Origin of the sequence: Sulfurospirillum sp. MES (assembly GCF_000789415.1) — a bacterium.
Lineage (GTDB): Bacteria > Campylobacterota > Campylobacteria > Campylobacterales > Sulfurospirillaceae > Sulfurospirillum > Sulfurospirillum cavolei.
Map to the genome: position 1 here is coordinate 68555 of NZ_JSEC01000007.1, position 26762 is coordinate 95316.

Annotated in this window: 26 protein-coding genes and 1 tRNA gene; 17 read left to right on the forward strand and 10 right to left on the reverse strand. The window is 45.0% G+C overall.

Annotated elements, in window-relative coordinates:
* Nucleotide 1 precedes the first annotated feature (1 nt).
* Nucleotides 2-631, forward strand: a complete 630-nt coding sequence (locus OA34_RS09965) for an HAD family hydrolase (RefSeq protein WP_039674889.1) — start codon at nucleotides 2-4, stop codon at nucleotides 629-631.
* On the opposite strand, the gene OA34_RS09970 is transcribed toward OA34_RS09965, so the two are convergent.
* Entirely contained in the window at nucleotides 624-3185 is a 2562-nt protein-coding gene (locus tag OA34_RS09970) for a YhdP family protein (protein WP_039674891.1), read from the reverse strand. The genes OA34_RS09965 and OA34_RS09970 overlap by 8 nt on opposite strands.
* Between OA34_RS09970 and mltG the strand changes: the two genes are divergently transcribed.
* The 9 genes from mltG to OA34_RS10015 all read left to right on the forward strand — a co-directional run bounded on the left by mltG (nucleotide 3076) and on the right by OA34_RS10015 (nucleotide 12630).
* Complete coding sequence (gene mltG, locus OA34_RS09975; protein ID WP_502685206.1) at nucleotides 3076-4068, forward strand: endolytic transglycosylase MltG; 993 nt, start codon at nucleotides 3076-3078, stop codon at nucleotides 4066-4068. The genes OA34_RS09970 and mltG overlap by 110 nt on opposite strands.
* Nucleotides 4069-4268: 200 nt before the next feature.
* Entirely contained in the window at nucleotides 4269-6506 is a 2238-nt protein-coding gene (locus OA34_RS09980) for an NADP-dependent isocitrate dehydrogenase (RefSeq protein WP_039674893.1), read from the forward strand.
* A 39-nt stretch (nucleotides 6507-6545) separates the two neighbouring features.
* Nucleotides 6546-7502 (forward strand): malate dehydrogenase, encoded by a 957-nt coding sequence (gene mdh / locus OA34_RS09985; RefSeq protein WP_039674895.1) that lies wholly within the window; start codon nucleotides 6546-6548, stop codon nucleotides 7500-7502.
* Between the two features lie 130 nt (nucleotides 7503-7632).
* Nucleotides 7633-8808 carry an ADP-forming succinate--CoA ligase subunit beta gene (gene sucC, locus OA34_RS09990; RefSeq protein ID WP_039674897.1) on the forward strand — a complete coding sequence of 392 codons (1176 nt, stop codon included), beginning with the start codon at nucleotides 7633-7635 and terminating at the stop codon, nucleotides 8806-8808.
* Complete coding sequence (gene sucD, locus OA34_RS09995; RefSeq protein ID WP_039674899.1) at nucleotides 8805-9674, forward strand: succinate--CoA ligase subunit alpha; 870 nt, start codon at nucleotides 8805-8807, stop codon at nucleotides 9672-9674. Before sucC ends, sucD begins: the two co-directional genes overlap by 4 nt.
* A gap of 94 nt (nucleotides 9675-9768) precedes the next feature.
* The gene (locus OA34_RS10000) at nucleotides 9769-10086 is read left to right on the forward strand and encodes a 4Fe-4S dicluster domain-containing protein (protein WP_039674901.1); all 318 of its coding nucleotides are present in this window, start codon (nucleotides 9769-9771) and stop codon (nucleotides 10084-10086) included.
* Between the two features lie 9 nt (nucleotides 10087-10095).
* Entirely contained in the window at nucleotides 10096-11229 is a 1134-nt protein-coding gene (locus OA34_RS10005; RefSeq protein WP_039674903.1) for a 2-oxoglutarate synthase subunit alpha, read from the forward strand.
* Nucleotides 11229-12062, forward strand: a complete 834-nt coding sequence (locus OA34_RS10010) for a 2-oxoglutarate ferredoxin oxidoreductase subunit beta (RefSeq protein ID WP_039674905.1) — start codon at nucleotides 11229-11231, stop codon at nucleotides 12060-12062. Before OA34_RS10005 ends, OA34_RS10010 begins: the two co-directional genes overlap by 1 nt.
* Nucleotides 12063-12072: 10 nt before the next feature.
* Nucleotides 12073-12630, forward strand: coding sequence for a 2-oxoglutarate:acceptor oxidoreductase subunit OorC (locus OA34_RS10015; RefSeq protein ID WP_039674907.1), 558 nt, complete (start codon nucleotides 12073-12075; stop codon nucleotides 12628-12630).
* A gap of 82 nt (nucleotides 12631-12712) precedes the next feature.
* Here OA34_RS10015 and OA34_RS10020 read toward each other — a convergent pair whose 3' ends face one another.
* Nucleotides 12713-13012, reverse strand: coding sequence for a hypothetical protein (locus OA34_RS10020; protein ID WP_039674954.1), 300 nt, complete (start codon nucleotides 13010-13012; stop codon nucleotides 12713-12715).
* Between the two features lie 31 nt (nucleotides 13013-13043).
* Nucleotides 13044-13118 (reverse strand) — tRNA-Gly (locus OA34_RS10025).
* A 106-nt stretch (nucleotides 13119-13224) separates the two neighbouring features.
* Between OA34_RS10025 and OA34_RS10030 the strand changes: the two genes are divergently transcribed.
* On the forward strand, nucleotides 13225-14097 hold the full coding sequence (locus OA34_RS10030; RefSeq protein ID WP_039674908.1) for a VIT1/CCC1 transporter family protein: 873 nt from the start codon (nucleotides 13225-13227) through the stop codon (nucleotides 14095-14097).
* Here the strand turns inward: OA34_RS10030 and OA34_RS10035 are convergent.
* Nucleotides 14069-14665 (reverse strand): DedA family protein, encoded by a 597-nt coding sequence (locus OA34_RS10035; protein WP_039674910.1) that lies wholly within the window; start codon nucleotides 14663-14665, stop codon nucleotides 14069-14071. The genes OA34_RS10030 and OA34_RS10035 overlap by 29 nt on opposite strands.
* 94 nt (nucleotides 14666-14759) lie before the next feature.
* A complete protein-coding gene (locus OA34_RS10040) occupies nucleotides 14760-16067 on the reverse strand; it encodes a TolC family protein (protein ID WP_039674912.1) in 1308 nt (435 codons plus the stop codon).
* A 128-nt stretch (nucleotides 16068-16195) separates the two neighbouring features.
* Between OA34_RS10040 and OA34_RS10045 the strand changes: the two genes are divergently transcribed.
* From OA34_RS10045 to OA34_RS10060, 4 genes are read left to right on the forward strand one after another with little or no spacing between them, the layout of a single operon-like run.
* On the forward strand, nucleotides 16196-17311 hold the full coding sequence (locus OA34_RS10045) for an HlyD family secretion protein (protein ID WP_254375988.1): 1116 nt from the start codon (nucleotides 16196-16198) through the stop codon (nucleotides 17309-17311).
* A 9-nt stretch (nucleotides 17312-17320) separates the two neighbouring features.
* Nucleotides 17321-18937 carry an ATP-binding cassette domain-containing protein gene (locus tag OA34_RS10050; protein WP_039674918.1) on the forward strand — a complete coding sequence of 539 codons (1617 nt, stop codon included), beginning with the start codon at nucleotides 17321-17323 and terminating at the stop codon, nucleotides 18935-18937.
* Nucleotides 18934-20055, forward strand: coding sequence for an ABC transporter permease (locus OA34_RS10055; protein ID WP_039674924.1), 1122 nt, complete (start codon nucleotides 18934-18936; stop codon nucleotides 20053-20055). The genes OA34_RS10050 and OA34_RS10055 overlap by 4 nt, the downstream gene beginning before the upstream one ends.
* A complete protein-coding gene (locus OA34_RS10060; RefSeq protein ID WP_039674926.1) occupies nucleotides 20052-21131 on the forward strand; it encodes an ABC transporter permease in 1080 nt (359 codons plus the stop codon). Before OA34_RS10055 ends, OA34_RS10060 begins: the two co-directional genes overlap by 4 nt.
* Here OA34_RS10060 and OA34_RS10065 read toward each other — a convergent pair.
* Nucleotides 21128-21733, reverse strand: a complete 606-nt coding sequence (locus tag OA34_RS10065; RefSeq protein WP_039674927.1) for a MarC family protein — start codon at nucleotides 21731-21733, stop codon at nucleotides 21128-21130. The genes OA34_RS10060 and OA34_RS10065 overlap by 4 nt on opposite strands.
* 65 nt (nucleotides 21734-21798) lie before the next feature.
* Between OA34_RS10065 and OA34_RS10070 the strand changes: the two genes are divergently transcribed.
* Both OA34_RS10070 and OA34_RS10075 read left to right on the forward strand, forming a co-directional pair.
* Complete coding sequence (locus OA34_RS10070; RefSeq protein ID WP_039674930.1) at nucleotides 21799-22413, forward strand: hypothetical protein; 615 nt, start codon at nucleotides 21799-21801, stop codon at nucleotides 22411-22413.
* 5 nt (nucleotides 22414-22418) lie between these two features.
* Entirely contained in the window at nucleotides 22419-23075 is a 657-nt protein-coding gene (locus tag OA34_RS10075; protein ID WP_039674933.1) for a DUF1847 domain-containing protein, read from the forward strand.
* A gap of 6 nt (nucleotides 23076-23081) precedes the next feature.
* Here the strand turns inward: OA34_RS10075 and OA34_RS10080 are convergent, their stop codons facing one another.
* The 4 genes from OA34_RS10080 to OA34_RS10095 form a co-directional block, all read right to left on the reverse strand.
* Nucleotides 23082-23891 (reverse strand): HD-GYP domain-containing protein, encoded by an 810-nt coding sequence (locus OA34_RS10080; RefSeq protein ID WP_286682976.1) that lies wholly within the window; start codon nucleotides 23889-23891, stop codon nucleotides 23082-23084.
* Between the two features lie 9 nt (nucleotides 23892-23900).
* Complete coding sequence (locus OA34_RS10085) at nucleotides 23901-24278, reverse strand: DUF1987 domain-containing protein (RefSeq protein WP_039674935.1); 378 nt, start codon at nucleotides 24276-24278, stop codon at nucleotides 23901-23903.
* The gene (locus tag OA34_RS10090) at nucleotides 24275-24841 is read right to left on the reverse strand and encodes a SiaB family protein kinase (protein ID WP_254375983.1); all 567 of its coding nucleotides are present in this window, start codon (nucleotides 24839-24841) and stop codon (nucleotides 24275-24277) included. Before OA34_RS10090 ends, OA34_RS10085 begins: the two co-directional genes overlap by 4 nt.
* Nucleotides 24842-24912: 71 nt before the next feature.
* Nucleotides 24913-26762, reverse strand: a 1850-nt coding sequence (locus OA34_RS10095; protein WP_286682977.1) for a PAS domain-containing protein, incomplete at its 5' end; no start/stop codon positions are given.

Sequence of the window (26762 nt, forward strand, 5' to 3'; positions counted from 1 at the left end):
CATGAAAGAAAAATGCATTATTTTTGATATGGACGGTACGTTGATCGATTCGAGTGCCGCTATGACGCAAAGCGTCAATTTTGTAAGAGATAGCATCGGACTTGCGCCTATCGGGAAAAAAGAGTTAGAGTATCATATTAACCAGCCCGATCAACATCTTCCGATGATTTTTTACGGTACCGACGAATACGATCCAAACCATCGTGCATTGTTTAAAGAACATTATATGCAAAGCTCGATTACCAGCGTTCTTTATCCGGGCGTCAAAGAGATGTTGCATGAACTAAACGCTAAAGCGCATTTGTGCATTGCAACCAACGCAAGCGATTTTTTTGCGCGCCGTATGCTAGAAGCCTTACATGTAGCCGAATATTTTAGCGCAATCGTCGGCGGTAATAACGTCTTGGAGCCTAAACCGAGTCCTTTAATGGTGCAGTATTTAATGCGTGAAGTCGACGCAAAACCGAACGATACGCTTTTAATCGGCGACAGCGTGAAAGACGAAGGTGCCGCTAAAAATGCCGGAATCGACTTTATTTTCGCGGAGTGGGGCTACGGAACCGCCCAAGAAGCTTCGCTTCGCGCCCGAAACGTGCCGGAACTTTTACGCTTGTTAAAGACGTTTATTTAAAAAGTTCCAAAGGCAATTCGAGCGTTCGTTTAATCACGTTAACCGGACTTTTAATCGTGTCCATGAGAAGATGCGTTTCTACTTTCGGGTCGTCTATCGAGCCTTTTACGTTGACTCTGGTGGCAATCTTACCGTCTTCGCCTAAAATAATGCCGCCGACGATCGGTATTTTATCCAAGGCGGAGCTAAACGTTTTTAAGGTTTTGATTTGAAGGTTTAGATCAAGCGTACCGGCCGTAAAATCAACCGTTCCTTCTCCGGTAATATCGGTGTTGTTTCCTCGTAATTGCAGCTCTTTTATGAGCATCTTCTCGCCTTCTTGCGAAAATTCGATGTATCCGTTTTCGACGAAATACCCCTCTTTATTAAAGCTCGGATCGTTAAAAACGAGCAGAGAAGGGACGGCATTAATCGTTGCCATCAGGTTATTGAAAAATTTTAAATCTTTAATCAAAGTTTTGTGCATGATAAACGTGCCTTGCATGTGTTTATCGTCTTTGCCTTCAATATCGAGCGAAAAATTGCCTTCTTTAAAATAGTTTTTTTTGAAAAGCCGATTGGTCATATTATCATCCATCGCAGTCGCGTTGATCGTTAAGCGATCGCGTTTTTTATCGTAATTGAAAAGCGATTTTCCTAAAGACGAGCGTAATTGGGTTTGATCGAGAAAGAGAATGAGCGTGTACCTATCGCTTAGAAGAAACGCGCTTCGGTTTTGATCGAGAAACGAAGCATTTTCTCCCGAAATCGTCGTTTTTATCGGCATTTGCGACGTCGAATTGCCCTCGGGAACGGAAAGGTTGATATCTTTTAAGCGTATCGCGAGCTCTTTGTCGTAGTGAACGGAGAGTTTGCGATCTTTCGTATAGGCATCGATGACTTTGCCGTCGGTTGAAAATGCGATATCGAAGCGACTGCGTGTTTGGTTGTTCTCGATTAAGACGGAATCGACGTTGTCCAAAAGAATATCGGCACGAAATTTTTGAAAATCGTCGGTTTGAAGTTTCAAGTTTCCTTGCGAAAGATTGTGTTCTTGCATCAAAGGCGAAAGCGGACGTATGAGCGAAAGATCGCTCATTTCAAAAAGGTTGGTCGCTTTACCGAAACGCATCACGGTTTGAAGCGAAGGTAAACTTAAGGTCGTTGCATTGTCGTCGATGCGAAACGAACCGTTTAGGTCGCGTATCTCTTTCGCATTAAGAAGGGTATTTCCATTAAAATCTATCAAAAGTGAATGAATATCGACTTTTCCGTCGTATACGCCCGTTTTCGTATCCAAGCGTCCCGTCGTATCGATATCGAAAAGATTTTTATACCGAAGGTTGGTTTGATTGAGTTTTACGTTAAAATTATCGAGTTCAACGCTACCCGAACGCGTCGACATAGGAAGTCCGCTGAGCTCAAACGTACTAGGGGAAAGTCTAAAGAGTCCCGTTGCATTGAGATCGTACGGTAAAAAACGAATATCCAGCTTGATCGACGCCTCGGTCGTTCCCGATGTTTGTACCAAAGGTACGTCGATTTTGAAAGTATGTAAAATTTTATGTATAGAAGCGTCTAAGCGTGCTTTGGTCGCTAGATCAACGACGATTCCCGTGCCTTTCGTGAGCAAATTGTAGATATGAATATCGGCTTTTGAAAGCGATTTGGCTTCGTAAATCGGATTGCGAAGCGCAAAAAACAAGGTGTCTTTATCAAGTCGAATGCCTATTTCATCGGCATGTGCCGGCGTAACATGTGAGGCAAACGTAATATTGGCATCGCTAACGATCGCTTCGCCTTTCATTTCTAAAGGAAAATACTCTTGCGTTTTTAAATCGAATTTCCCCTCTAAATGCGTCAAACGATACTCTTTAGCAACGATATTTTCATGAATCCATGCTTTCACGATCGGTTCGAGTTCGACTTGCGTGACCAAAAAATTCATCAAATTGCTTAGCGATCGATGCGTAAAAGGTTCGCTTTGAAGTTGATACGAAAGCAGGTCTTTTTCAAGTCCGATCTTAGCTTCGCCTTGAATGCCGAAAGTCTCGAAATGTCCCTCAAACGTTGACTCGGAACGGGAAAGATCGGCAAAAAAGATACCGTTGACATGTAAGGCGAAATCTTTTAAAAAAGCCTCTTCCAAAAAAATCGTTAAGCGATGTTTATCCAACGCTTCCATACGCGCTTTAACGTTTAAATGCTTGCTCTCCAAACTGAAAAGGGCCTTATCGTATAAAAGCGAAAACGTTTCGTTGTCGTAAACAATCGTCTGAATATCGATATGGCTAAAAAACTGATTGAGGTACGGAAAATTTTCAAGAATCAACGCGCTTTCTTCCAAAGAGGTATCCGCCGACGTTGATTTATCGATCGTCAACGTTTGAATGTTCACAATCAATTTTTTATCTAGTTTCATATATAATTGATCGATTTTTACGTTCGGTAGACGTAAACTCTCAATGAAAAGACCATGCATCAGCGTGGCGATAAAAGCAACAAAAAAGAGAACGATGAATAAAAAAAGAATCCAAATTTTTTTAATGGTATGCGACGTCGCGTTAATAATCATATATGCACTTTTGTTTCACTTATCAAGACCTATGAGTTCTACGTCGGTAGCATTTGTCCCGCAGGGCTCGATTGCTCAAATTATAACATATATGGTTGACAAAAACTTTGATTTGCACGCACGCGTCGATAAATACCTTTTGTATCTGATCGGCAAGCCGCAAGCCGGTTGGGTCAGTATCCAAGAGAGCGTTTTAACGCGCGGCGATTTTCTGTATAAACTCAGCCATTCCAAAGCTCCTTTGAAAATTATTACGTACATTCCGGGCGAAACGAAAGAGTTCTTATTGGCGCAATTGGCATTGGAGTTTAACCTCTCGTACGAAACGTTACAACAAGAATATGCCAAAGCCACGCCTTATGCGGACGGTTTTATCGTTCCGGAGACCTATTACATTCCCGTCGGTATTAAAGAAGCGCAGTTGATCCATTTTTTGTTTGCACATGCCAAACGTTACCATAAAGACGTTTTTGAGAAAATCTTCGGCGAATTTAACGAGCAAAAATGGCTCAAATTTATTATCATCGCGTCGATTATCCAAAAAGAAGCCGCCAATAACGAAGAGATGCCTTTCGTCTCGTCAGTCATCTACAATCGACTGAAAAAAGAGATGAAGCTCCAAATGGACGGATCGCTCAACTACGGACAATTCTCGCATACGAAAATCACGCCGCAACGTATCCGAGAAGATACGTCGCCTTACAATACTTACATGTACAAAGGTTTGCCGCCTCAACCGATTTGCAGCGTCAGCAAAGAAGCAATTTTTGCCGCTATTTTTCCAAAACAAACGAATTATCTCTATTTTGTCAAAAATAAAAACGGAACGCATACTTTTTCCCAAAATTATGAAACGCATTTGGAAAATATAAAAAAAGAGTAGAGTTTTTGCAAAACGCATTTTGCAAAAAATAAAAGCACCAAGGGTTGTGTGGGCACTCCGCCGAGGAGAACTCAGCGTTAGCGTAGTCTTGAAAGCTTTGCTTTTAAGACGTGTTTAGAGTTTTTGTAAAACTCTAGTGATATAAATTTAATTAATAACGTGATAGCATTAGCGAAAATTAGTTTTAAAGGGGTACCTAAATGGCTCACACTCAAAGCAAAATGATTTATACGATTGTGGATGAAGCACCGGCATTAGCGACGTATTCACTCCTTCCGATCGTGAAAGCCTTTGCCAAAACGGCAAATATCGACGTCGAAACCAGAGATATTTCGCTTGCGGGACGTATCTTGGCAAATTTTTCGGAAGGACTGGACGAAACGCAAAAGCGAAACGACGATTTGAGCTATTTAGGAGAACTTGCCGCCAAACCCGAAGCCAATATTATTAAGTTACCCAATATCAGCGCATCGCTTCCGCAACTGCTCAGTGCGATTAAAGAGCTTCAAGATAAAGGTTTTAAGATTCCTTCTTATCCCGAAAATCCGACCAACGAAAACGAAAAAGAGATCAAAGCGCGCTACGCTAAAGTCTTAGGTAGTGCGGTCAATCCCGTATTACGCGAGGGAAACTCCGACAGACGCGCTCCTTTATGCGTCAAAGAGTATGCACGCAAACATCCGCATCGTATGGGCGCATGGACCAAAGAGTCTCGCGCCGAAGTGGCTTATATGCATGAAGGAGATTTTTACGGTAACGAAAAATCCGTGATAATGCAAGAAGCGACGACCGTACGCATCGAATTGGTCGCATTAGACGGAAGCGTTAGCGTCTTAAAAGAGAGTTTGCCTCTGCAAAAAGACGAGATTTTCGACGCTACGTTTATGAGTGCCAAAAAACTCTCCGCTTTTTACGAAGCGCAAATGAACGATGCCAAAGCAAACAATCTTCTGCTCTCTTTACATTTAAAAGCGACGATGATGAAAATCAGCGATCCCGTTATGTTCGGATACGCTTTGCGTACATTTTTTAAAGACGTTTTCGAAAAACATGCCGCTCTTTTTGACGAACTGGGCGTTAATCCTAACAACGGCTTGGGCGATTTGTACGTCAAATTAGCCTCTTTACCCGAAGCACAAAAAGCCGCTATCGAAGCCGATATTCAAGCGTGCTATGCCAAACGACCTGAAATTGCGATGGTAAATTCCGACAAAGGTATTACGAATCTTCACGTTCCCAGCGACGTCATTATCGACGCTTCAATGCCCGCATGCATCCGAGAATCGGGCAAAATGTGGGGCAAAGACGGAAAGCTCCATGAAACCAAAGCTTTAATTCCCGATCGTTGCTACGCACGCATTTATGAAGAGACGATCGCGTTTTGTAAACAAAACGGTGCGCTTGATCCGCGAACTATGGGATCGGTTCCCAATGTGGGCTTAATGGCACAAAAAGCCGAAGAATACGGCTCTCACGATAAAACCTTTGTGTGTCAAAACGAAGGCATCGTGCGTGTCGTAGATAACGTAAGCGGTCAAATCTACCTCGAACATTCGGTCGAAAAAGGCGATATTTACCGCGGTTGTCAAGCCAAAGACGCTCCGATTCGCGATTGGGTCAAATTGGCGATCAACCGTGCGCGATTAAGCCAAACACCGGCAATTTTTTGGCTTGACTCAGAGCGCGCTCATGATGCTTTAATGATTCAAAAAGTCGAAAAGTACCTTAAAGAGTACGATTTAACCGGACTCGATATTCACATTATGCCGCCCGAGCAAGCCATCCGTACCTCTTTGGAGCGTATCGTCAAAGGTCAAGATACGATTGCGGTAACGGGGAACGTGTTGCGCGATTATTTAACCGACTTATTTCCGATTTTAGAGGTGGGCACTTCGGCTAAGATGCTTTCCATCGTTCCGTTGATGAACGGCGGCGGTTTGTTTGAAACGGGTGCGGGAGGATCGGCTCCTAAGCACGTACAGCAATTTGTCGAAGAAAACCACTTGCGTTGGGACTCTTTAGGCGAATTTATGGCACTCACGGCATCTTTGGAACATTTAAGCCATGTTACCGACAATCCCAAAGCGGCTCTTTTAGCACAAACGCTCGATGCGGCAACCGGAAAATTTTTAGATAACAACAAATCGCCTTCTTCCAAAGTAGGCGAGCTAGACAATCGCGGAAGCCATTTTTATTTGACCTTATATTGGGCAGAAGCATTGGCGGCACAAACGATTGACATGTCGCTTTCAAAAACATTTCAACCTTTGGCACAAACGCTTGCTCAAAATGAAGAACTCATCGTTCACGAGCTCAATGCGGTTCAAGGAAAAGCCGTGGATATGGGAGGCTATTATTTACCCGATTTTGACAAAACCAATGCCGCTATGCGTCCGAGTGCCACGTTGAATCGCGCACTTGAAACGCTTAATGCGTAAGACGTTTTCATTATTTACAACACTTTAGAAGGATAGCGTTTGTCACACAGTAAAAAAGTTTCCATTATCGGCACGGGAAATGTCGGTGCTACCGTTTGCTATTGGCTTGCGATGCGAAAATATTGTCGTGAAATCGTGATGATCGACCGCGACAACGATATGGCGCAAGGTAAAGCGATCGATATTTTACAAGCAACCAGTCCGGAAGGCAGTTACACGCAAATCTACAGTTCTGCCGAATACGACGCCATCGTCGGTAGCAATATCGTCGTCGTTACGGCGGGAAGTCCACGAAAACCGGGTATGAGTCGAGACGATCTTTTGATGATTAACGCCGCTATTACGCGTGAAATTATCGAAAAAGTACGCGAATACGCACCTCAAGCCGTCGTTATCATGGTCTCAAATCCTCTAGATGCCATGGTCTATACGGCACTCAAAGTCGGCGAATACCCGCGCAATCAAGTTCTCGGTATGGCAGGTATTTTGGACAGTTCCCGAATGGAAACGTTTATCTCCCAAAAACTCGGATTCGGTTACGGACAAGTTACCGCCAGCGTCATGGGAGGACACGGAGACGATATGGTTCCTCTTCCGCGTTACTCTTCGGTCAACGGTGTTGCGCTAACCGATCTTTTAACGGCAGAAGAGATTGACGAAATTATTACGCAAACACGTTACGGCGGCGCAGAAATCGTCGAATATATGGGAACGTCCGCATATTACGCTCCCGCCAACTCTACGGTTAAAATGATCGAAGCGATTTTAAACGATTCGCGTGCCATTTTTCCGTGTGCCGTTTTATTGGAGGGAGAATACGGATACAACGATACGGTGAACGGCGTGCCCGTCGTACTCGGTGCCAACGGTATGGAAAAAGTTCTCGAATTACCGTTAAACGCCGATGAAAAAAGTCAATTCGCCAAAAGCGTTGCTTCCGTCGATAGCTTGATTCAAACGCTCCATAAGAGTAATTTTTTCACAAAAACCCTGTAGTCTACGGATAAGCTAAACTTAAATCTGTAGCAAAAAAAAGATATAGTTGATATTTTAATTGACTAAGGTGTTAGATTCACATTAGAGTCATACCCAAGAAACGAAAAAATGAAAGCAAAATGGAGGTTTTATGAATATTCACGAGTATCAAGCGAAAGAGATTTTTAAACGATACAATGTTCCTACTCCAAACGGACATGTTGCCTGTACGACAGACGAGGCGGTTGCTAACGCACAAAAATTAGGCGGCACCCTATGGGTCGTCAAAGCGCAAATCCATGCGGGCGGTCGAGGGTTGGGCGGTGGCGTTAAATTGGCACGCAGTCTTGAAGAGGTCAAAACGCTCGCAAACGAAATTTTGGGAATGACGCTCGTAACGCACCAAACGGGACCTGCGGGTAAAGTGGTTCATAAAGTGTATATCGAAGAAGGTGTGGATATCGCCGATGAACTTTATCTTGGAATCGTTCTTGATCGCGCTCGTGAAATGCCCGTGATTATGGCATCGCGTGAAGGCGGTATGGAAATTGAAAAAGTCGCCGCCGAATCTCCCGAAAAAATTATCAAAGTTGCCGTCGATCCGTTTATCGGATTCCAGCCGTTTCACGGACGCGAGCTTGCTTATGGACTCGGGTTGGAGAAAGAAGCCATAGCCTCTTTTAGTGCCTTTGCCGCATCACTGTATAAAGTCTACATGGAAAACGATGCCGAACTCATCGAAATCAATCCTCTGGTCAAAACCAAAAGCGGTACATTCGTTGCGTTGGACGGAAAAATGAGTTTTGACGACAATGCGCTGTTTCGCCATCCGGAAATCGAAGTGATGCGCGATTTAAGCGAAGAAAATCCTATTGAACGCGAAGCATCCGAATTTGGATTAAGCTACGTAAAGCTAGACGGTAACGTCGGGTGTATGGTTAACGGTGCCGGGCTTGCGATGGGAACGATGGATACGATTCATTACGTCGGAGGATTCCCCGCAAACTTTTTGGACGTCGGCGGCGGAGCCAATGCCTCAACCGTAGCTAAGGGATTTGAAATTATTCTCAAAGACCCTAACGTCAAATCGATTTTCGTCAATATTTTCGGCGGTATCGTACGTTGCGACCGTATTGCAAACGGTATTTTGGAAGCGACGAAACTCATTGACGTCCACGTTCCCGTGATCGTCCGTTTGGACGGCACCAATGCTAAAGAGGCCGCCGAAATTCTTAAAAATGCCCATATACCTAATATTATCAGTGCGACGGATCTTCTAGAAGGCGCGATGAAAGCCGTTGCCGCCGCTAAAGGAGAGATCGCATGAGTATTTTAATCGATAAAAACACGAAAGTTATCGTACAAGGTTTTACCGGGAAAGAGGGCAGTTTTCATGCGGAACAATGCCTTTCCTACGGTACGAAAATCGTCGGAGGCGTCACTCCGGGAAAAGGGGGAAGCGAGCATTTAGGCAAACCCGTTTTCAATACCGTCTCCGAAGCCGTTCGTGCTACAGGTGCGACGGTCAGCATGGTATTCGTACCGCCTGCCTTTGTCGCCGATGCCGTCATGGAAGCCGCCGACGCAGGTATCGAATTGGCCGTGATTATTACCGAAGGCTCTCCGGTTCGCGATATGCAACGCGTTAAGGCATATGCCGTCAAAAAAGGCATGAAGACGATCGGGCCTAACTGTCCCGGAATTATTACCGCGCAAGAGTGTAAAATCGGCATTATGCCCGGAGCCATTTTTAAAAAAGGCTGCGTCGGGTTGATCAGTAAATCCGGAACGTTAACCTATGAAGGAGCCAATCAAGTCTGTAACGAAGGGTACGGTATTACGACGGCGGTCGGCATCGGCGGAGATCCGATTATCGGACTATCGTACAAACAGCTATTGGCGATGTTTGAGTCCGATCCCGAAACAAAAGCGATCGTCTTAATCGGCGAAATCGGCGGAGATCTTGAAATTCAAGCCGCGGCTTTTATCCAAGAGCATATTTCCAAACCCGTCGTCGCTTTTATCGCCGGACAAAGCGCACCTAAAGGAAAACGTATGGGACATGCCGGCGCGATCGTGAGCGGAAGCTCCGGAACGGCGGCCGAAAAGATGGAAGCATTGGAGAAAGCAGGCGTACATGTCGTGAAATCTCCGGCGGAAATAGGCAAAAAGATAGCCGAAGTGTTGAAATGATAAAATTTTCGTCCATGAGGTACGGTCGTCTTATCGCAACCGTCTCCTCTTTTTTTTGAAACAAGCATTATGTTAAGTAAAGGAGAACGATAGGATGGGTTTAATCACTGCACCGAGCAATACGCCCGTATGGGTCAACGTCTCAAGGTGTAAAGCATGCGATATTTGTGTTAGTCTGTGTCCGGCCGGTGTTTTAGCGATGGTACAAGCACCCAATTCGACCTTAGGTTCGATGATAGAAGTCGTAGAGCCCGAAGCCTGTATCGGATGTCGGGATTGCGAATTACATTGTCCCGATTTTGCGATTTACGTCGCCGATAAAAGCGAATTTAAATTTGCGAAGCTTTCGGAAACCGCCAAAGAGCGCGCCGAAGCGGTCAAAAAAAATAAATTTAGAAAACTTGGTGCATAAGGAAGCAAGATGGCAAGAGAAGTAATTTCAAGCGGAAATGCACTGGTAGCAAAAGCGGCGGTTGAATGCGGATGTAAATTTTTCGGAGGCTATCCTATTACGCCTTCAAGTGAAATTGCGGAAGATTTAAGCAAACTTTTACCCCGAGTCGGGGGTAAATTTATCCAAATGGAAGATGAAATCGGCGGTATTTGCGTCGCGTTAGGCGCTTCTATGAGCGGAACGAAAGCAATGACCGCATCTTCGGGTCCTGGAATCTCCCTCAAAGCGGAGCAAATCGGTTATAGTTTTATCGCAGAGATCCCTTTGGTCATCGTCAACGTTATGCGCGGCGGCCCTTCAACGGGTCTTCCGACACGCGTTTCGCAAGCCGACATCGGGCAAGCAAAGTATCCTACACACGGCGATTACGCATCGATTGCTTTATGTCCGGGAAGTTTGGAAGAGGCCTATACCGAAACGATACGCGCGTTTAACATCGCCGAAAAGTATATGACGCCCGTCTTTGTGCTTTTGGACGAAACCTTAGGTCATATGCACGGTAAAGCGATTCTCCCCGATTTGGCGGATGTCGAAAAAAGCGTGATCAAACGCGCCGAATTTACGGGCGATCCTGCGGAATATAAACCGTATGCCGCCGCACCCGCCGAGCCTGCCGTACTCAATCCTTTTTTTAAAGGTTACCGTTACCACGTTACGGGATTGCATCACGGAGACAAAGGGTTCCCGACCGAAGACGGCGAAATATGTGAATACAATATCGAACGTTTAACCAATAAAATAAAAACCAAAGCCGACGATCTGGTACGATACGAAGAGTTTATGCTCGAAGACGCCGAAGTCTGTATTATCGCTTACGGTAGTATCAGCCGCGGTGCAAAAGAGGCGGTGATGAAACTTCGAAACGATGGCATCAAAGCGGGACTTTTTAGACCGATTACGCTTTGGCCGAGTCCGGTAGCAAAATTGCAAGAAATCGGTAAGCGTTTTTCAAAAATCATGGTAACCGAGCTCAATATGGGACAATACCTCGAAGAAATCGAGCGCGTTATGAAGCGAAACGACTTTGCGACCCTGCACAAAGCAAACGGTCGTCCGATCGCGCCTTTGGAGATGGTTGCAAAAGTGAAGGAGATGTTCTAATGGCGTTTAATTACGATAAATATTTACGGGTAGATAAAATGCCCACACTTTGGTGTTGGGGTTGCGGCGACGGTGTTATTTTAAAATCCGTCATTCGCGCTATCGATAAAATGGGTTGGAATATGGACGATGTGTGCGTCGTCTCCGGAATCGGCTGTAGCGGACGTTTTAGTTCGTATGTCGACTGCAATACCGTGCATACGACGCACGGTCGTGCTATCGCGTACGCAACAGGCATTAAACTTGCCAATCCCGAAAAACACGTTATCGTCGTTACGGGCGACGGCGACGGTTTGGCCATCGGCGGTAACCATACGATTCACGGCTGCCGAAGAAATATCGATTTGAACCATATTTTGATCAATAACTTTATTTACGGTTTAACCAACTCGCAAACAAGCCCGACGACACCGCAGGGTATGTGGACGTCGACGGCAAACTACGGTAACGTCGATCCGAGTTTTGATGCGGCAAAGCTAGCAGATGCCGCCGGAGCGACCTTTGTTGCCCGAGAATCCGTACTCGATCCTCAAAAATTGGAAAAAATGTTCGTCGCCGGCTTTTCGCACAAAGGGTATTCGTTCTTCGACGTCTTTTCCAATTGCCATATTAACTTGGGGCGAAAAAACAAAATGGGCGAGGCCGTCTTAAATCTTGCATGGATCGAAAGCCGCATCGTCGGAAAAAACAAGTTTGATCTTCTCAGCGAAGAAGAGCGTGCGGGTAAATTTCCGACGGGCATTTTAAAGCAAGAAGAGGGCAAACTCGAATATTGCGAAGCGTACGATAAAGTCATTTACGCCGCTCAAAATAAAACAACCGTAGCGCTATAAGGAGCCTTGAATGAGAAGACAATTACGTTTTGTGGGCGTCGGCGGTCAAGGCGTTATTTTAGCGGGAGAGATTTTGGCGGTCGCGAAGATCAAAGAGGGCGGATACGGCGTTAAAGCGTCGACGTATACCTCTCAAGTACGCGGAGGGCCTACGAAGGTCGATATTTTGTTGGATGAGAGTGAAATTTTATTTCCGTATGCCAATGAAGGCGAAATCGAATTCATGATCGCTACGGCGCAAGTTAGTTTCAATCAATTTAAAAACGGCGTTAAAGAGGGCGGGCTTATTGTCGTCGAACCCAACCTCGTTAAAACGAGCGAAGAAGATCGTCAAAAATGGAAAATCATCGAAATACCGTTGATTACGATCGCCAAAGAAGAGGTCGGAAACGTTATTACGCAGTCCGTCGTTGCCTTGGCGATTACCGTTGAAATGACGAAGGTGCTTCCTCACGATCTCGTCCGCGAAGTCATGCTTTCCAAAGTACCCGAAAAAGTTCATCCCGAAAACAAAAAAGCGTATGAACTCGGTATCAAATACGCCGACGAGGCATTAAAAAACCTTTAAACTCTTAAGCTCTTTAGAAAATTTTCTAAAGAGCTCTCTGCTTTTTGTAGGCGTTTTCATGCTTACATGTTAAGGTCTGCGCTTACAAAAACAACCAAACAAACAAAGCAATACCGACGCAAAGATTGAGATAACTGACACCGTCTTCAAAAAGCTTAATCAACAGTTCGTCCGTGTAACGCTCTATAAGGGAAGGATGCGTCATTAAACCGTTTTGAGCAAAATGAACAATATCCGATGCCCAAAAATAGGCGATGATTTCGGGGGCGATAAAAAAGAGAAAAACGCCGAATATTCCCCAAAAAGATTTTTCGGGTTTCATGTCCGATAGGACTTTTTTGGTTACGGGATGGCGGGCGATCTTTTGAAGTTTTTCTTTCACGAAAATACCTTTGGAAGGTTTTAAGAGACCGTGGAGCGGGTGACGGGAATCGAACCCGCTACTTTCAGCTTGGGAAGCTAACACTCTACCGATGAGTTACACCCGCGTTTTAGAGGTGACATTATAGCACAACCTTTTCCTTACATGTCAAAAAAAATCATACGCATTCTCTTATTCGGACTTGAGTATAATGTCGCATCAGGAGAAAGATCATGAAACAAACCGTCGATACCCAAAAAGCACTCAGACAACAACAAAACGAAATAGACGATTATACGATCTACAGTATGCTCGCTCGATCGGAAAAACACGAAGCCAACCGAGAGATTTTTCGCAAAATCGCCAAAGAAGAGCAGGGGCATTATGCCTATCTTCGCTCTTTTACGCAAAAAGAGTTACGACCGCGCTCGTTTGTCGTGCTTTTTTACCTTTTACTTTCCAAAATTCTCGGTGTTTCGTTTACGCTTAAATTTCTGGAAAACCGCGAAGAGGGTGCTAAACAATTTTACAAAGAGCTCATCGAAATCGACCCTAAGGCTAACGATATTTACGAACAAGAGATGCATCATGAAATCGAATTGATCGATATGCTTCACGACAAAAAACTGCTCTATGCCGGTGCGATCGTGTTGGGAATGAACGATGCCCTCGTCGAACTCACGGGTACGCTGAGCGGTCTTGCCCTTGCCTTTGAAAAAAGTAGCGTCGTAGGCGTGACCGGCCTTATCATGGGAATTGCCGCTTCGCTCTCGATGGCAGGATCGGCGTATTTGGAGTCGAAAGAGACGCCAAACGGAGACATTAGCGCGATGACGTATTCGCTGTATACGGGCATTTCGTATATTATCACGACGGCGTTGCTCGTGTTGCCGTTTTTTCTGTTCAATACAATTTACATGTCGATATTTTGGATGTTTTGTGCGGCACTTGCGGCGATTTTCGCGTATAACTTTTACATTAGCGTCGCCAAAGAGTTGGCATTTTGGAAACGCGTACGCGAAATGTCGTACATTACGTTCGGTGTCGCCTTAATCTCTTTTGGTATCGGCTACGTCGTCAAACATTACTTCGGGATCGAGATTTAAGGACTTTGCTTCGAGCGGAACGTCGGCGAACGAAACCTATGAAAAATCCGATACCGAGGATTATAACGGGAACGAAAAAGTACCAATGTGTTTTAGCGTAGGCGATAAGCGATAAAATCGTATCACCGAAGTACCAGACGGGCACAATAATAATCGCACTCCAGCAAAATGCGGAGATTCCGTTTAAAATCGCAAAATAACGCGGCGAATATCCCATAAGTCCGATACAAAGCGGTAAAATCGTGCGAAGGCCGTAGAGATAGCGTTGAATAAAGATGATAAATCCGCCGTATTCGCGTAGTAAAAGTTTCGCAAGGGCAAATTTGCGCTTTTGGGAACCGAATTTGCGAATGACGTACTCTTTTTTAAATCGCCCTAAATAAAAGTAGAGTTGATCGCCGACAAACGCACCCAATCCCGCCGTCGTAATCGCCCAAACCAACGCCATATCGCCGGTATGCACAAAAAGTCCCGCCATCACCAGACCGCTTTCGCCTTCCAATATACTCCAAAAAAAGAGAATGATATAGCCGTATTGGCGCATTAAATCGAGTAGTTCCGCTTCCATGATCTTTTTCTTAAAATGTTTCGTGCATCTTACTCTTTTTCATCTAAAAGATGCTTTGAGCCAAACGTGCGTTGCGTTGCGGTATGTCGGTTTGTTATAAGCGTGGAAGCACTTTTGTTTCAAAAACGCTCCAACCGCACAAAAGCCATAAGCGAGCCTTTTGGTTAAAGAGCTGACTCTCCAACGAAGCGACTTTGGCTTCGACGGCGGCACGTGAGGCGATCGCACGGGAGAGTTCGTCCGCGCTGATGAGTTGGTTGTCGAAACGTCCTTGCGAAAGGGCGGTGTAGGTATCGCTTGCACGAAGTTCTTCTTTGGCACTTTGCAGTTTGGCTTCAAGCGTATGAAACTCCAAAAAACCGTTTTGAATTTCTGTTTGAATCTCGCTTTTATACGCTGCGAGCTCAAAAGAAGCGGACATTTGCGTCGCACGTGCCGCTTCAAGCGTTTGGCGGTCGCTCATACCGTTAAAAAGATTCCACGAAATACTCATTCCCGCATAACTTTTATCGGCATTCGTATACCCGTCGCCGTTTAATGCCAACGAATCGCCTTGATGTTTAATCGCACCGACAAGAGCGACGTTTGGATAGTATTTGCTTTGGGCAAGCTCGATGCTTTTATGCGCGACGTCGACGGATTTTTGCATCGCTTTCATATCTTCGCGCTCTTCCAGCGCAAACGTTAATGCTTCATTTTCGCTCGGCGCGTGCATCTCAAGCGACGTTTCGTCGTGTAACGTGACGATTTTCGTATTTAACAGTGTTCCCAGTTGATTGAGGTACTGTTCGCGTAGGTTTTGGCGATCAATGAGTTGCGCGTGAATATCGTATTTTTTCGCCTCTATCGCAAAAAGTTCGCTTTGGGCTAAAAGTCCGTTTTCGTAGTAACCTTTGGCTTTTAAATAGGCTTTTTCGATGGCGTTTTCAGAACTTTTTAACGCGACGATCGCTTTGGTTTCGGCAATAACGGCACTGTAAAGAGCCGTGGTTTGTAAGGCAAGGTTGCGTTTAAGATTGAAACGTTTTAAAGAGGCTTGTTCGCTTTCCAATTTGGCTTTGTCGATCGTTGCGGAGATCGCAAATCCGCTAAAAAGAGGGTACGTTAACACCAGTGCGCCCTCAAGATGCCTGCGTGTACCTACCGGTGCGGTAATATTCGAAAACGGAGGCGGCATATTGAGCGTCATCGTCGGCGTATCGTTCCATTCGATTGCACTTAAAGTCGCATCGAGCGAGGGTAAATTTTTTCCTTTGGCGGCTTGATACAAGGCTTCGGAAGCATTTTCAAGTGCTTGTGCGCTTTGGTAGCGGAAGCTAGACTCCAAAAGGCTCAGCAATTCGCCGTAAGTCTGTGCAAAGAGCCATGCCGGTAGCATTGTCGAGAGAAACAACCATCGCATTATTACTCCTTTAAATGAGGGACGAATCGATAAAATGGTAGTACTGCTTGGATTAATTTGCTCTTAATTAGGCAAAGTTATACCCTTTTTGTTATATAATTAAACGTGTGTTGAAAGAAGGAGTGCTTATGTTGGAAAAAATCAAACAGTATCGTTTAGGCGTTTTGATCGTTCTTTTGCTCCTCGGGGCTTCGGGATTCATTTTCATGAAACTTCGCACGCAAACACTCGCCCCCAACCTCGTCTTCGGATCGGGGCGTATGGACGGCGATTTAATCAATCTTAATGCCAAGTATGCCGGAAGAATCGAACGTATCGACATCGAAGAGGGACAAGCCGTGCATCGAGGCGACGTTATCGCCGTTTTGAAAAGCGATGAGTACGAAGCGCAAAAAAATCAAATCGAAGCACAAATCAATGCCAAAGAGACGGAACTGAAAGTTGCGGAAACGACGATAAGCGAAACATTGCGTCAGGCAAACGATACGATTCAAATTCGTAAACACCAGCACGAAGAGCTTGAAAAAAGCATTGCATCGCAAATACGCTCGCTTGAACAAGACAAACGCGATTTGGAACGGGTTCAAAACCTTTATGCACAAAACCTCATCGAAAAGCGTCAAATCGAAACTGCCGATTTAAAATACAAAACGGCTCACAATACCTTAGACGCATTGTACCAAAAACGTGCGCAAACGTCTTTGGCGATTCAAGTCGCGACAAGTGAGCATACGAAAGCGAATGCCCAACAACAAACGCTTCAGGCGATGCGCCAAAGTATCGATGCGCTGAGGGCTTCCAAACGTCAAATCGACGCCGTCTTGAACGAAATGACGTTACGCTCTTCTATTGACGGCGTCGTGGTCGAAAAAATCGCCAACGTCGGCGAAGTCGTGGGTGCGGGAAGCGTGGTGGCGACCTTGTTGGACCCTCGCTCGTTGTACTTGAAGATTTTTGTCGATACCAAAGAAAACGGAAAGCTACATGTAGGAGATGAAGCGGTCATTTTTTTGGATGCGACTCCGGATAAACCGATAGCCTCGAACGTCGTTCGCATCGAGCAACGCGCGGAGTTTACGCCCAAAGAAGTCAGCGTACCGAGCGATCGAATTCAACGCGTTTTTGCTTTACATGTCAAGCCCAAAGAGCCTCAGCCGACGCTTAAAATGGGATTGCCCGCGGTCGGCGTCGTTTCCATGGACGCGCAAGGGCTTCCGGTTCACCTCAAAAACGTTCCCGAATAAAGAGCCCTTATGCGACTTGTTGTTCGTGACGTAAGCGTTTTTCATAAAAATCGTTTGGGCATTGCGCATGCGAATTTTGAAGCGAACGAGGGGGAAATTGTCGGTTTTATCGGTGCGGACGGCGCGGGGAAAAGCTCCTTGATTCACGCAATCGCCGGCGTCATTGCATGCAAGGGAGAAATCGTTTTCGACAATCATACCTACCGTTCGTGCAAAGAGGCCGAACCGCTTAAAGCGCGTATCGGCTTGATGCCCCAAGGTATCGGACTTGTCTTATACGACATGTTAACCGTGAGCGAGCACCTACGTTTTTTTGCCGATATTCACGATCTCGTTCAAAACGAGGCTTTTGAGACCTATAAAACACGCTTGCTTCAAATGGCGGGTTTGGAAAAATTTCAAGACCGCCAAGCGGGGAAACTCAGCGGCGGAATGATGCAAAAACTCTCTTTAATCTGCACGCTCTTACATCGCCCGAAACTATTGCTCTTGGACGAACCGACAACGGGTGTGGATCCTTTGAGCCGGATCGAATTATGGGAAATCCTTGAGGAGATACGCCGAAGCGAAGGCACGATTTGCTTGATCAGTACCGCGTACATGCAAGAAGCGGCGAAGATGGATAAAATCTTACTTTTCGACGAACAAAAAATCATTGCGCAAGGTACTTCCGAAGCCCTTTTACAAACGGTAGAATCTTTATGTTACGACCCAGGTACCCCCTGTGTTGAACCGTGCATCAAAACCTTACAAACCCTTTACACGCTTACCCCGCTCGCATCCAAGTCGACGCAAACGCCTACGCTTGAGGCACTTTTTTTCGTTAACGCCTTAAAAAACGACAAGACGATGCCGCCGATCGTTTTAAGCGACAAAGAAAAGAGCGATTTTGACGGCGACGTTTTAATGGATGCCAAAGGTTTAACCAAACGTTTCGGAACTTTCGTCGCCAACGATAACGTTGATATTACCCTAAAAAAAGGTGAGATTTTAGGACTGCTCGGAGCCAACGGTGCCGGAAAAACGACGTTTATTAAGATGCTTTTAGGGCTCTATCCGATTGACGGAGGCGAATTGCGACTTTTAGGTAAAACGATTCAAACACCCCAAGATCGACAAGCACTTAAAGCTTCCATCGGCTACGTAAGTCAACATTTTGCCTTGTATAACGATATGAGCGTACAGGAAAATTTGCTCTATTTTGCTTCGATGCGCGGTTTGCCGAGTGAAACGGCCAAAGAGCGCATCAAACGTTATGCGCAAGAGCTCGGTTTTGAAAACTATCTCAACGCCTTGCCACCGGAGCTTCCTTTGGGAATCAATCAGCGTTTTTCCTTAGCTTCGGCACTCTTACACGAACCGGTAATCTTGTTTTTAGACGAACCGACTTCGGGTGTCGATGCCATTGCTAGGGCGCAGTTTTGGGAACTTTTGAAGTGTTTGAAAGAAAAATGGAAAATCGCTATTTTGATTACGACGCACTATATGAGCGAAGCGGAATTTTGCGACCGCGTCGTTTTAATGCGCCAAGGAGCGAAAATCGCCGACGATACGATAGAAGGCTTTTACGCCAAGCATCCTCAAGCGCATACTTTTGAAGAGATATTTTTGGAGTATTTTCGATGAAACTCTCCGTCGTTAAGGCCTACGTTCTCAAAGAACTGAGCGAAATCGTACGAAGCCGATTGATTATTATGGTCTATTTGATGCCCACGATGGTACTGGTGCTTTTCGGTTACGGAATTCGCATGGAAGTGACGGGGGCGCGTACCTTGATTATCGATTACGATCAAAGCCATTATTCACGCTTATTGATCGAAAAATTTGCGCACTCAAAATATTTTACGGTTCAAAAAGAGCTTCGTTTGGAGAGCGAAGCACTTGATGCCATCCACCGTGCGCAAAGCGACGTGGTTATTATCATCCCCGAATCGTTCGAAAAACGTCTGCTTCACGGACAAAAAATCCAAATCGGCGTCTTCGTCGACACGGCATTTCCGATGCGAGGCTCGACGATCGAAAGTTACGTCAAAGGCGTCGTTCTCAATGCGGCGTCCGCTATCCAAGAGCGTATGCTCGATCGCGATGCACATACGATAGCCATTAACCAACGAACGCTTTTCAATCAAGCGATGCGTGACGAAGATGCGATCGTCCCGGGATTGATCGGTTTGGTTTTATTAATCGCTCCGGCGATTTTAGCGGCATTGCTCATCGTCAAAGAGAAAGAAAAAGGCACGATCTTTAACTTCTACGCTTCCGCTCTCTCCAAAGCGGAGTTTATCGCCGCCAAGCTAATTCCCGTTTTTTTCCTCCACTCGATCAATATCTTTATTCTCTTTTTATGGGCGACGTATTGGTTCGACGTACCGTTTCGAGGGAGTTTTTGGCTTTATTGGGTCGCTTCGGAGCTTTATTTGGTCATTAGTCTTTCCATCGGTATGCTCATCTCTATCGTGACGCGAACGCAAATCGTTGCGGTTGTTTTGACGGTGATCGTGACGATTATTCCGGGATTTTTATATTCGGGTATTTTGATGCCAATCTCTTCGATGGTCGGTTTTTCGCGCTATGAAGCACATATTTTTCCCGTAATGTATTACAACCACATTTTATACGACGTCTTTTTGGTCGGCGAAGGCTTGGCTTCGGCAAAAACGCAACTTTACCTCTTTATTTTGGCCTTTTACGGGCTTTTCTTAATGGGGCTAGGAAGCTTGATACTGAAAAAGGAGCTTCGATGAGGGTCTTTTGGACGGTCGTCGCACGCGAACTCGTGCGTTTCATTCGTTCGTGGCAGCTGGTACTCGTCGTTTTGTACGCTTTTACGATGGAAGTTTATATCGCAGGAAGCGGCATAGAACTGAAACCTCGCAACGTGGCGATCGGCTATGTCGACGAAAGCGGCGGCGGATTGAGCCAAAAGCTCTTACACTATTTCCACGAACCCGAATTTTTGCCTCCCGTGGCGTTTAGTTCCCAATCAGCACTTTCACAAGCCGTATTTGATAAAGAGATCATTTTAGGATTGATTTTCGACGAAGATTTTGAGCGGACGTTTCGTAAAAACAAACACGCGACGCTCAATGTTCTTTTAGACGCAACCGCCGCGTCTCAAGCGTATACGACGCTGAGTTACTTGAGCAACATCGTGCTTAATTTTTCCGATACCGCTTTTAGCGTCGAGCTCGTCACGCACAAACTTTTCAACGAAAACGCCGATAACGCAACGTTTATGGCATTAACGGAGCTTTTGTCGATTACGACAATGCTCTCGGTCATCTTAACGGCGGTCGTCTTTGTGAAAGAGAAAGAAGACGGTACGTGGGATATTATGCTCTTAATGCCCGTCGACGCAAAAAGCATTATTCTCGCCAAATCGTTTTCCCAAGTCATTATCGTGATGATCGGCATCGTGATTTCGGTCGGATTTGTCATTTTCGGAGCCTTTGACACGCCCATTCACGGCTCTTTTATCGCTTTTTTAGTGTTAGCGTTTTTCTATGCGTTTACGGGAGCGGGCATCGGGCTTTTTGTCGCGGCGGTCGCCAAAGACGTGATGCAAGTCGCACAACTCTCCGTCGTCATTATGCTTCCGCTTATCTTTTTAAGCGGAGCGTGGACGCCTATTTATGCGATGCATCCGTGGTTGCAAACGCTCTCTTTATTGTCTCCGCTTCGCTATTTCATCGAGGGAACAGAGAGTATTTTCTTTCGAGGAACGCCCGTTTTGGAATTGTACCCTTACTTTTTGGGCGTTTTTAGCGTCGGAAGTATTTTATACGTGATCGGCTTTCGAAAGATCGGGCACCTTTTTTAACGCAAAAAGTTTTTGATGCCCGTGAAAATCAGTTGTGCCGAAAGAGCGGCGAGAACGAGTCCGGTAACTTTGCTAAAGACGATCAATCCGGCACGACCGATCAAACGTTCGATATGCCCCGAGAGATAGAGCAAAACGCCGATACTGCCGATGGCACACAAAAGCGCGCTTGAGCCGAGTAACATGTCGTCAAAGCTCTCGATATCCGCACCCATAACCATCAACGCACCCACCGTTCCGGGACCTACGGTAACGGGAATCGCCAAAGGGACGACCGCATGCTTTAAAATATCGGCTTTACATGTCGGTTCGGCGTTAATGTCTTTTTGCACGAGATCGACCGCCGTTAAAAATAAAAGTGCCCCAGCACCGATACGAAAAGCATCAAGGGTAATACCGAAAAGTTCAAAAATGTATTTACCGAAAAAAAGAATAATCAAACAACTCGTAGCAATCGCAAACGTTACTTTAATCGCAAGACGTCTTTTATCGCTTTCGTCGACGCCTTTGGTCATCGATAAAAAGATCGTCGTTACGAAAAACGGCGTCATAATAAAGAAAAATTTGACGTAAATCGCAAAAAAAGCCGAAAGATGAATCATAAAACCTCCTTAAAAAGCGTTGGCATTATAGCACTTTTTCAGCCGGGCTTTGGCAGAATGGAAGCATGAAAAAAGAGATCCTTTACTTACTCGAATATTTGGCAAAAAGTCCGAACGAAGACGAAAAAGCGTTGTACGCTCTTTTACTTCAAACCCTCTCTTCGCTGGAGCTGTACACTCCTACGAAATTTACGCAAACGCAAATCCGTACGTTAATGTCGCATCAAGGGCTCCACGATGCTTCGGGATTTGAAGCGAGCGTTAAAGCCTTTGATGATGCGTTGGACGCTACGATTCCTACCGCGTTACGCGAAGCGAAACAAAACCTTTTCGCGACGCTTTTGCATGCCAACTTTCCAAAAAAGAAAAGTTTTTTAGCCCTCTCTTTGGAATGCTTTCTTTCCCAACTAGAACCGGTCGAGAAAAGCATTTACGAGAATCTTCTTGCCTATGTTACGGCGCTCAATCGCGCGTTGGCTCTCTTTTTTGCCTTGGGAAAAGAAGCGCCTTCCTCGTTTACGCCGGAGCGATTGGTTCTTTTCGGCGAAACCTTACATGTCAAACTTTTAGAGAATATTTTTCACGAAGAAGAACGAGTACACGTACGCCAAGGATTAAAAGAATTACTCGGCGTCTACCTAAGCCTTTACGGCACATACCTTTACATGTCAAAAGGATAACCACCATGCATACGGAAGAAAAAGAGCTAAGTTGCGCCGAATGTGCAACACTTAATTGCCATAAACACGAGAGTCGTTACCCCAAGTTTTGCTTGACGAGCAACGTCGAAACGTCGATGCTAGACGCCTCTTTGGCATGTTACCAAGAAAAGGGTATGGATCGCACCATCGCTTTAGCCGCGGCGGAAATCGAAGGAAAATACTACGGAACGCTGACGCGTGTGGAAGAGATACTGGCATTTGCGAGACGCATCGGAGCACGCAAAATAGGCATCGCTTCGTGTGTAGGCTTGGTCAATGAGTCTCAAATTTTCGCCGAAATTTTAAAAATCAACGGATTTGACATTTTTATGGCGATCTGTAAAGTCGGCTCGCGCGATAAAATCGAAATCGGACTCCAAGAAGCGCAAAAAATCCGCCCGAATACGTTTGAGCCGATGTGTAACCCCGTCTTGCAAGCCAAATACGTCAATAAAGCGAAAACTGATTTAAACGTCATTATGGGATTGTGCGTCGGACACGACTCTCTTTTTATCAAATACGCCAAAGCTCCGATCACGTATCTGGTCGTCAAAGACAGAGTCCTCGGTCACAACCCGATCGCCGCCTTGCATTTAACCAAAACCTATTATAAAAAACTTCTAATGCCGCGCGAACTTTAAGCAACGTTATAGCGATTCGATAGGGTCTTTAAACGTCTCTCGGATGTGTAAAAATTCGCTCAAGTGGTTGAAAAAAATATCAACGATTTTGGGATCGAAGTGTTCCCCTCGTTCTTGATGAAAAAAGTTAAAGATAGCTTCGTCTTTCCACGCCGGTTTGTAGCATCGTTGGTTTCCCAAAGCGTCAAATACATCGGCAAATGCGGTAATACGGCTGTAAATATGAATATTGGCTCCTTTAAGTCCGCGCGGATACCCTTGTCCGTTAAATTTTTCATGGTGTTCGTAGGCGACGATTGCCGCCGTTTGGAGGAGGGGACGATGCGAATGTTTTAACATGTCATAGCCAAGCTCCGTATGTTTTTTCATGATTTCAAACTCTTCGGGCGTGAGTTTGCCCGGTTTATTTAAGATGGCGTCCGGAATGGCGACTTTGCCTATATCGTGCATCGGACTTGCTTGTTTGAGCATCTCGGCATCGTGTTCGCAAAGCCCGTAATGCAAGGCAATCAACTTTGAGTATTCGGCAACGCGACGCACATGGTTTCCCGTCTTTTTGCTACGGCTTTCGCCGATCGAACCCATCGTAAAAATAACCTCTTTTTGTGTCTCTTCAATCTCTTGTTGCAAGGCTTCCACTTCGGCAAATTTACGCTGGAGCTCGTCGTATTCTTGCTTTTGACGCTTATCGGCTTTGGTCATAATTTTTTCATGACGTTGAATATCTTTAATCAGTTTTTCCGTTGTTCTATCGAAATTGACGCGTAAGAGTTCCAATTCGACGATCAAAGGGTTTTTAATCACTTCATGTTCCATATTGCGCCTCTATTTTGCCATAAGATGAATCGTAAGATCGGTAAAATCTTCGATAAAATCTTCGCCCGCCTCTTTGGCACTATCGTTTTCGCGATCAAAAATCCAATTGACGGTGATATTGAAATTTTCTTTATTGGCATCTAAAATATCGAAAAAATCGAAGAAGAGTTTGGAGCTACTGGAATTAAAATAGGTAATTTCGACATTGACGGTCAACGAATGAGGAGCGTTTGGCTCGGTAAAATACGTTCGGAGCCAATGCAAAATCGGCATGTAAAACTCAAACGTATTTTCAGGGTAAGATTTGCCTTTAATGTTAATTTCCCCATAAGTCTCCAACGAAATTTCAGGAGTATATTGCGTGGCTTCAACTTTTAAATTCTTCATATCAATGCCTTCCCTTGTGTTTTAATAATAGCTTTCATGCGGAAATAATACCTTTTTTCACTAATTTGTTCAAACTCGTAGGAGAGTTTATCGCTTCGTTTGGCAATTTCGTAAAACCCGATACCCCCGCCTTTATGATGCGCTTCGCTACCGCTTTTTCGAAGCTCTCTGTAACGCTGTTTAATCGTCTCTTTATTCATCAAAACGAGTTCGGAAAGCTTGGGCAATATCCTCTCTTTATCTTCAAGTGTGATGATATTTTGACTTAAGACGTAATAGTGCTTTTGTTTGGGGCGTTTGCCTACAAGAATCAAGCCCTCGGACTTATGGGAGGAGGCTTGTTCGTTTTTGGATTTGGAGTAGTTCATCATATTTTGCGCCAATTCGATAAAAATCGTAAAAATATTCGTCGACTCGTTCATCCCCAAATCACTCTCTTTCGCCTCTTTTTCCAAAGCTTCCGTCATGCCGGCAATCAGCGTTTGCGATAAAAAACCGCCGTACGCTAAAAAGACGATGCCGTCTTTTTCGATTAATTTTTTAACGGTGTTGATGTCTATCATCGCAGACGCTCCTTTTTGCTTTTGATGAAGATCGTGTTTAAAACGTTGCCGTTTTTCCTCTGTTTGATGGATTAGATTTTCAAGCCGATAAGCATAATATCGTCGCTTCGTATTTCGGTTCCTTGATACGCATGCAAGGTCTTAATAAAAATTTCTTCTTGATCGGCAAACGGCTCTTGATAGTGCTTTTTGAGTAGGTCCGTAAATCTACTTTTGCCGAAAGGAAAGCCTTTTTCACCGCCGTTTTGATCCCAAAAGCCGTCACTTGTGATATAAAAACGCATGCCTTGTTCGACGGATAATACGTGTTCGCGGAAAACGTATTCGGTTTGCGACTGTTTGTAGCCTACGGAGTGCTTATTGCCTTGAAGGATGCTCAAAGTACCGTCGGTTTGAAGGCAAAAAAGCGGTAAACATGCACCGGCAAACGTGATGCATGCATTGATTTTGTCGTAAAGAAGAACGGCACCGTCAAACCCAGCATTATTGATAGCCGACGCATCGTGTTGATTTAAAAGATGCTTGATACTTTGATTGAAAATACCAAGGATTTTGGCCGGACTGATGCGTTCGTGTTGGTGACGGATCGTAGCGATAATCTGTCGTTCGACGGCTTTGACGAGCATGGTCACAAAAGCTCCCGCAACGCCGTGACCGGTGCAATCCATCATCATCACGAGCAAGGTGTTGCCGTCGTCAAACTCTTCCATACAATAAATATCGCCGCCGACGATGTCTTTGGGTTGCCAAAGCAAGCAATAATCGGAAAAAAAACGGTGTAAAAGCGTATGGTTCGGCAGTAAAGAGTGCTGGATCAAGGAGGCATATTCAATCGAATCTTTCATCGCTTTATGACTCTCTTCGACTTCGTGACGGGAAATTTCAAGTTCGTGCTGAATCTTTTTTTGATGCGAAATATCGGCAAAAATGCCGATTAATCCGCCCGGTTTTCCCTTTAAGGTTTTAAAACCGTTTACCGAATAGAGCGTATGGTGCACGGCTCCGTCGTGAAAAACCATATCCTGTTCACGCTTTAACGAAAGTGTGTGTTGAATGACGCGCATATCCTCTTGATGGTATTTTAGGCGATCTTCCGGCGGTAAGTAGTCTAATTCTAAAACGGTTTTCCCGATAAAACGTGTAGAATCGATACCGAAAGCCTCTTCGTATGCTTGGTTAAATCCTAAAAAAACACCGTTTGCATCTTTGTAAAAAAGAGGATTGGGGATGGCGTTTAAGAGATTGTGCATTAAAAAATTAGAATCGGCGAGCTCTTTTTGAATCCGCTTGACACGCCATGTCCAAAAAAGCGTTCCTGCTAAAATCAAGAAAAAGAAAAACAGAATTTTAAACAGCAAATTCCAATTCATAATTTTTTCAACGTTCGTATTGACCCAAAGATTGACGATACGGTTGCGCTCTTCCTGATCGATCGCATCCAAACCTTTTTGAAGAATACCGATCAAAATAGGGTTGTGGACAGACGTCGCGATGCGCAAATCTTTGGGCGCAAAAAGCTCTTCGTCGGAAATGCCGATCACTTTTAGGTTACTCAGCCCGTAACGCTTTATCATATACGTTTCTACCGGAACCAAACCTACGGTTAAATCGGTTTCGTTATAAGCGATACTTTGCAACGTCGATAAGGTATCTTTTTTGAGCGTTAAGCGCGTGTTTGGATAATGTTCTTTTAAATAATGATGGTTAAAAAACCCTTCTTCTATAGCGATATTTTTATCGAGAATATCGTGAATCGTTTCGATTTTCCAAGGAGCGTCGTTACGCACGACGACGCAATGGGCGACCGATTGGTAGGGTGTCGTAAACAGAAGGTATTTTGCGCGATCGTCGTTTTTAACGATGTTGAGCATGACGTCAAGACGGTTTTCTTGCATCATGGTCAAAAATTCATTCCATGAAT

Excerpts from the sequence above, each read along its gene's own strand:
- OA34_RS10055 (WP_039674924.1), top strand. The coding sequence starts at position 18,934 with ATGAAACTCTCCGTCGTTAAGGCCTACGTTCTCAAAGAACTGAGCGAA.
- OA34_RS10035 (WP_039674910.1), bottom strand. The coding sequence starts at position 14,665 with ATGGAAGCGGAACTACTCGATTTAATGCGCCAATACGGCTATATCATT.
- OA34_RS10000 (WP_039674901.1), top strand. The coding sequence starts at position 9,769 with ATGGGTTTAATCACTGCACCGAGCAATACGCCCGTATGGGTCAACGTC.
- OA34_RS10010 (WP_039674905.1), top strand. The coding sequence starts at position 11,229 with ATGGCGTTTAATTACGATAAATATTTACGGGTAGATAAAATGCCCACA.
- mltG (WP_502685206.1), top strand. The coding sequence starts at position 3,076 with ATGAAAAGACCATGCATCAGCGTGGCGATAAAAGCAACAAAAAAGAGA.
- OA34_RS10080 (WP_286682976.1), bottom strand. The coding sequence starts at position 23,891 with ATGGAACATGAAGTGATTAAAAACCCTTTGATCGTCGAATTGGAACTC.
- OA34_RS10070 (WP_039674930.1), top strand. The coding sequence starts at position 21,799 with ATGAAAAAAGAGATCCTTTACTTACTCGAATATTTGGCAAAAAGTCCG.
- sucC (WP_039674897.1), top strand. The coding sequence starts at position 7,633 with ATGAATATTCACGAGTATCAAGCGAAAGAGATTTTTAAACGATACAAT.
- OA34_RS09980 (WP_039674893.1), top strand. The coding sequence starts at position 4,269 with ATGGCTCACACTCAAAGCAAAATGATTTATACGATTGTGGATGAAGCA.
- OA34_RS10075 (WP_039674933.1), top strand. The coding sequence starts at position 22,419 with ATGCATACGGAAGAAAAAGAGCTAAGTTGCGCCGAATGTGCAACACTT.
- OA34_RS10090 (WP_254375983.1), bottom strand. The coding sequence starts at position 24,841 with ATGATAGACATCAACACCGTTAAAAAATTAATCGAAAAAGACGGCATC.
- OA34_RS10060 (WP_039674926.1), top strand. The coding sequence starts at position 20,052 with ATGAGGGTCTTTTGGACGGTCGTCGCACGCGAACTCGTGCGTTTCATT.
- sucD (WP_039674899.1), top strand. The coding sequence starts at position 8,805 with ATGAGTATTTTAATCGATAAAAACACGAAAGTTATCGTACAAGGTTTT.
- OA34_RS10005 (WP_039674903.1), top strand. The coding sequence starts at position 10,096 with ATGGCAAGAGAAGTAATTTCAAGCGGAAATGCACTGGTAGCAAAAGCG.
- OA34_RS10040 (WP_039674912.1), bottom strand. The coding sequence starts at position 16,067 with ATGCGATGGTTGTTTCTCTCGACAATGCTACCGGCATGGCTCTTTGCA.
- OA34_RS10015 (WP_039674907.1), top strand. The coding sequence starts at position 12,073 with ATGAGAAGACAATTACGTTTTGTGGGCGTCGGCGGTCAAGGCGTTATT.
- OA34_RS09965 (WP_039674889.1), top strand. The coding sequence starts at position 2 with ATGAAAGAAAAATGCATTATTTTTGATATGGACGGTACGTTGATCGAT.
- OA34_RS10065 (WP_039674927.1), bottom strand. The coding sequence starts at position 21,733 with ATGATTCATCTTTCGGCTTTTTTTGCGATTTACGTCAAATTTTTCTTT.
- OA34_RS09970 (WP_039674891.1), bottom strand. The coding sequence starts at position 3,185 with ATGATTATTAACGCGACGTCGCATACCATTAAAAAAATTTGGATTCTT.
- OA34_RS10045 (WP_254375988.1), top strand. The coding sequence starts at position 16,196 with ATGTTGGAAAAAATCAAACAGTATCGTTTAGGCGTTTTGATCGTTCTT.
- OA34_RS10050 (WP_039674918.1), top strand. The coding sequence starts at position 17,321 with ATGCGACTTGTTGTTCGTGACGTAAGCGTTTTTCATAAAAATCGTTTG.
- OA34_RS10085 (WP_039674935.1), bottom strand. The coding sequence starts at position 24,278 with ATGAAGAATTTAAAAGTTGAAGCCACGCAATATACTCCTGAAATTTCG.
- OA34_RS10030 (WP_039674908.1), top strand. The coding sequence starts at position 13,225 with ATGAAACAAACCGTCGATACCCAAAAAGCACTCAGACAACAACAAAAC.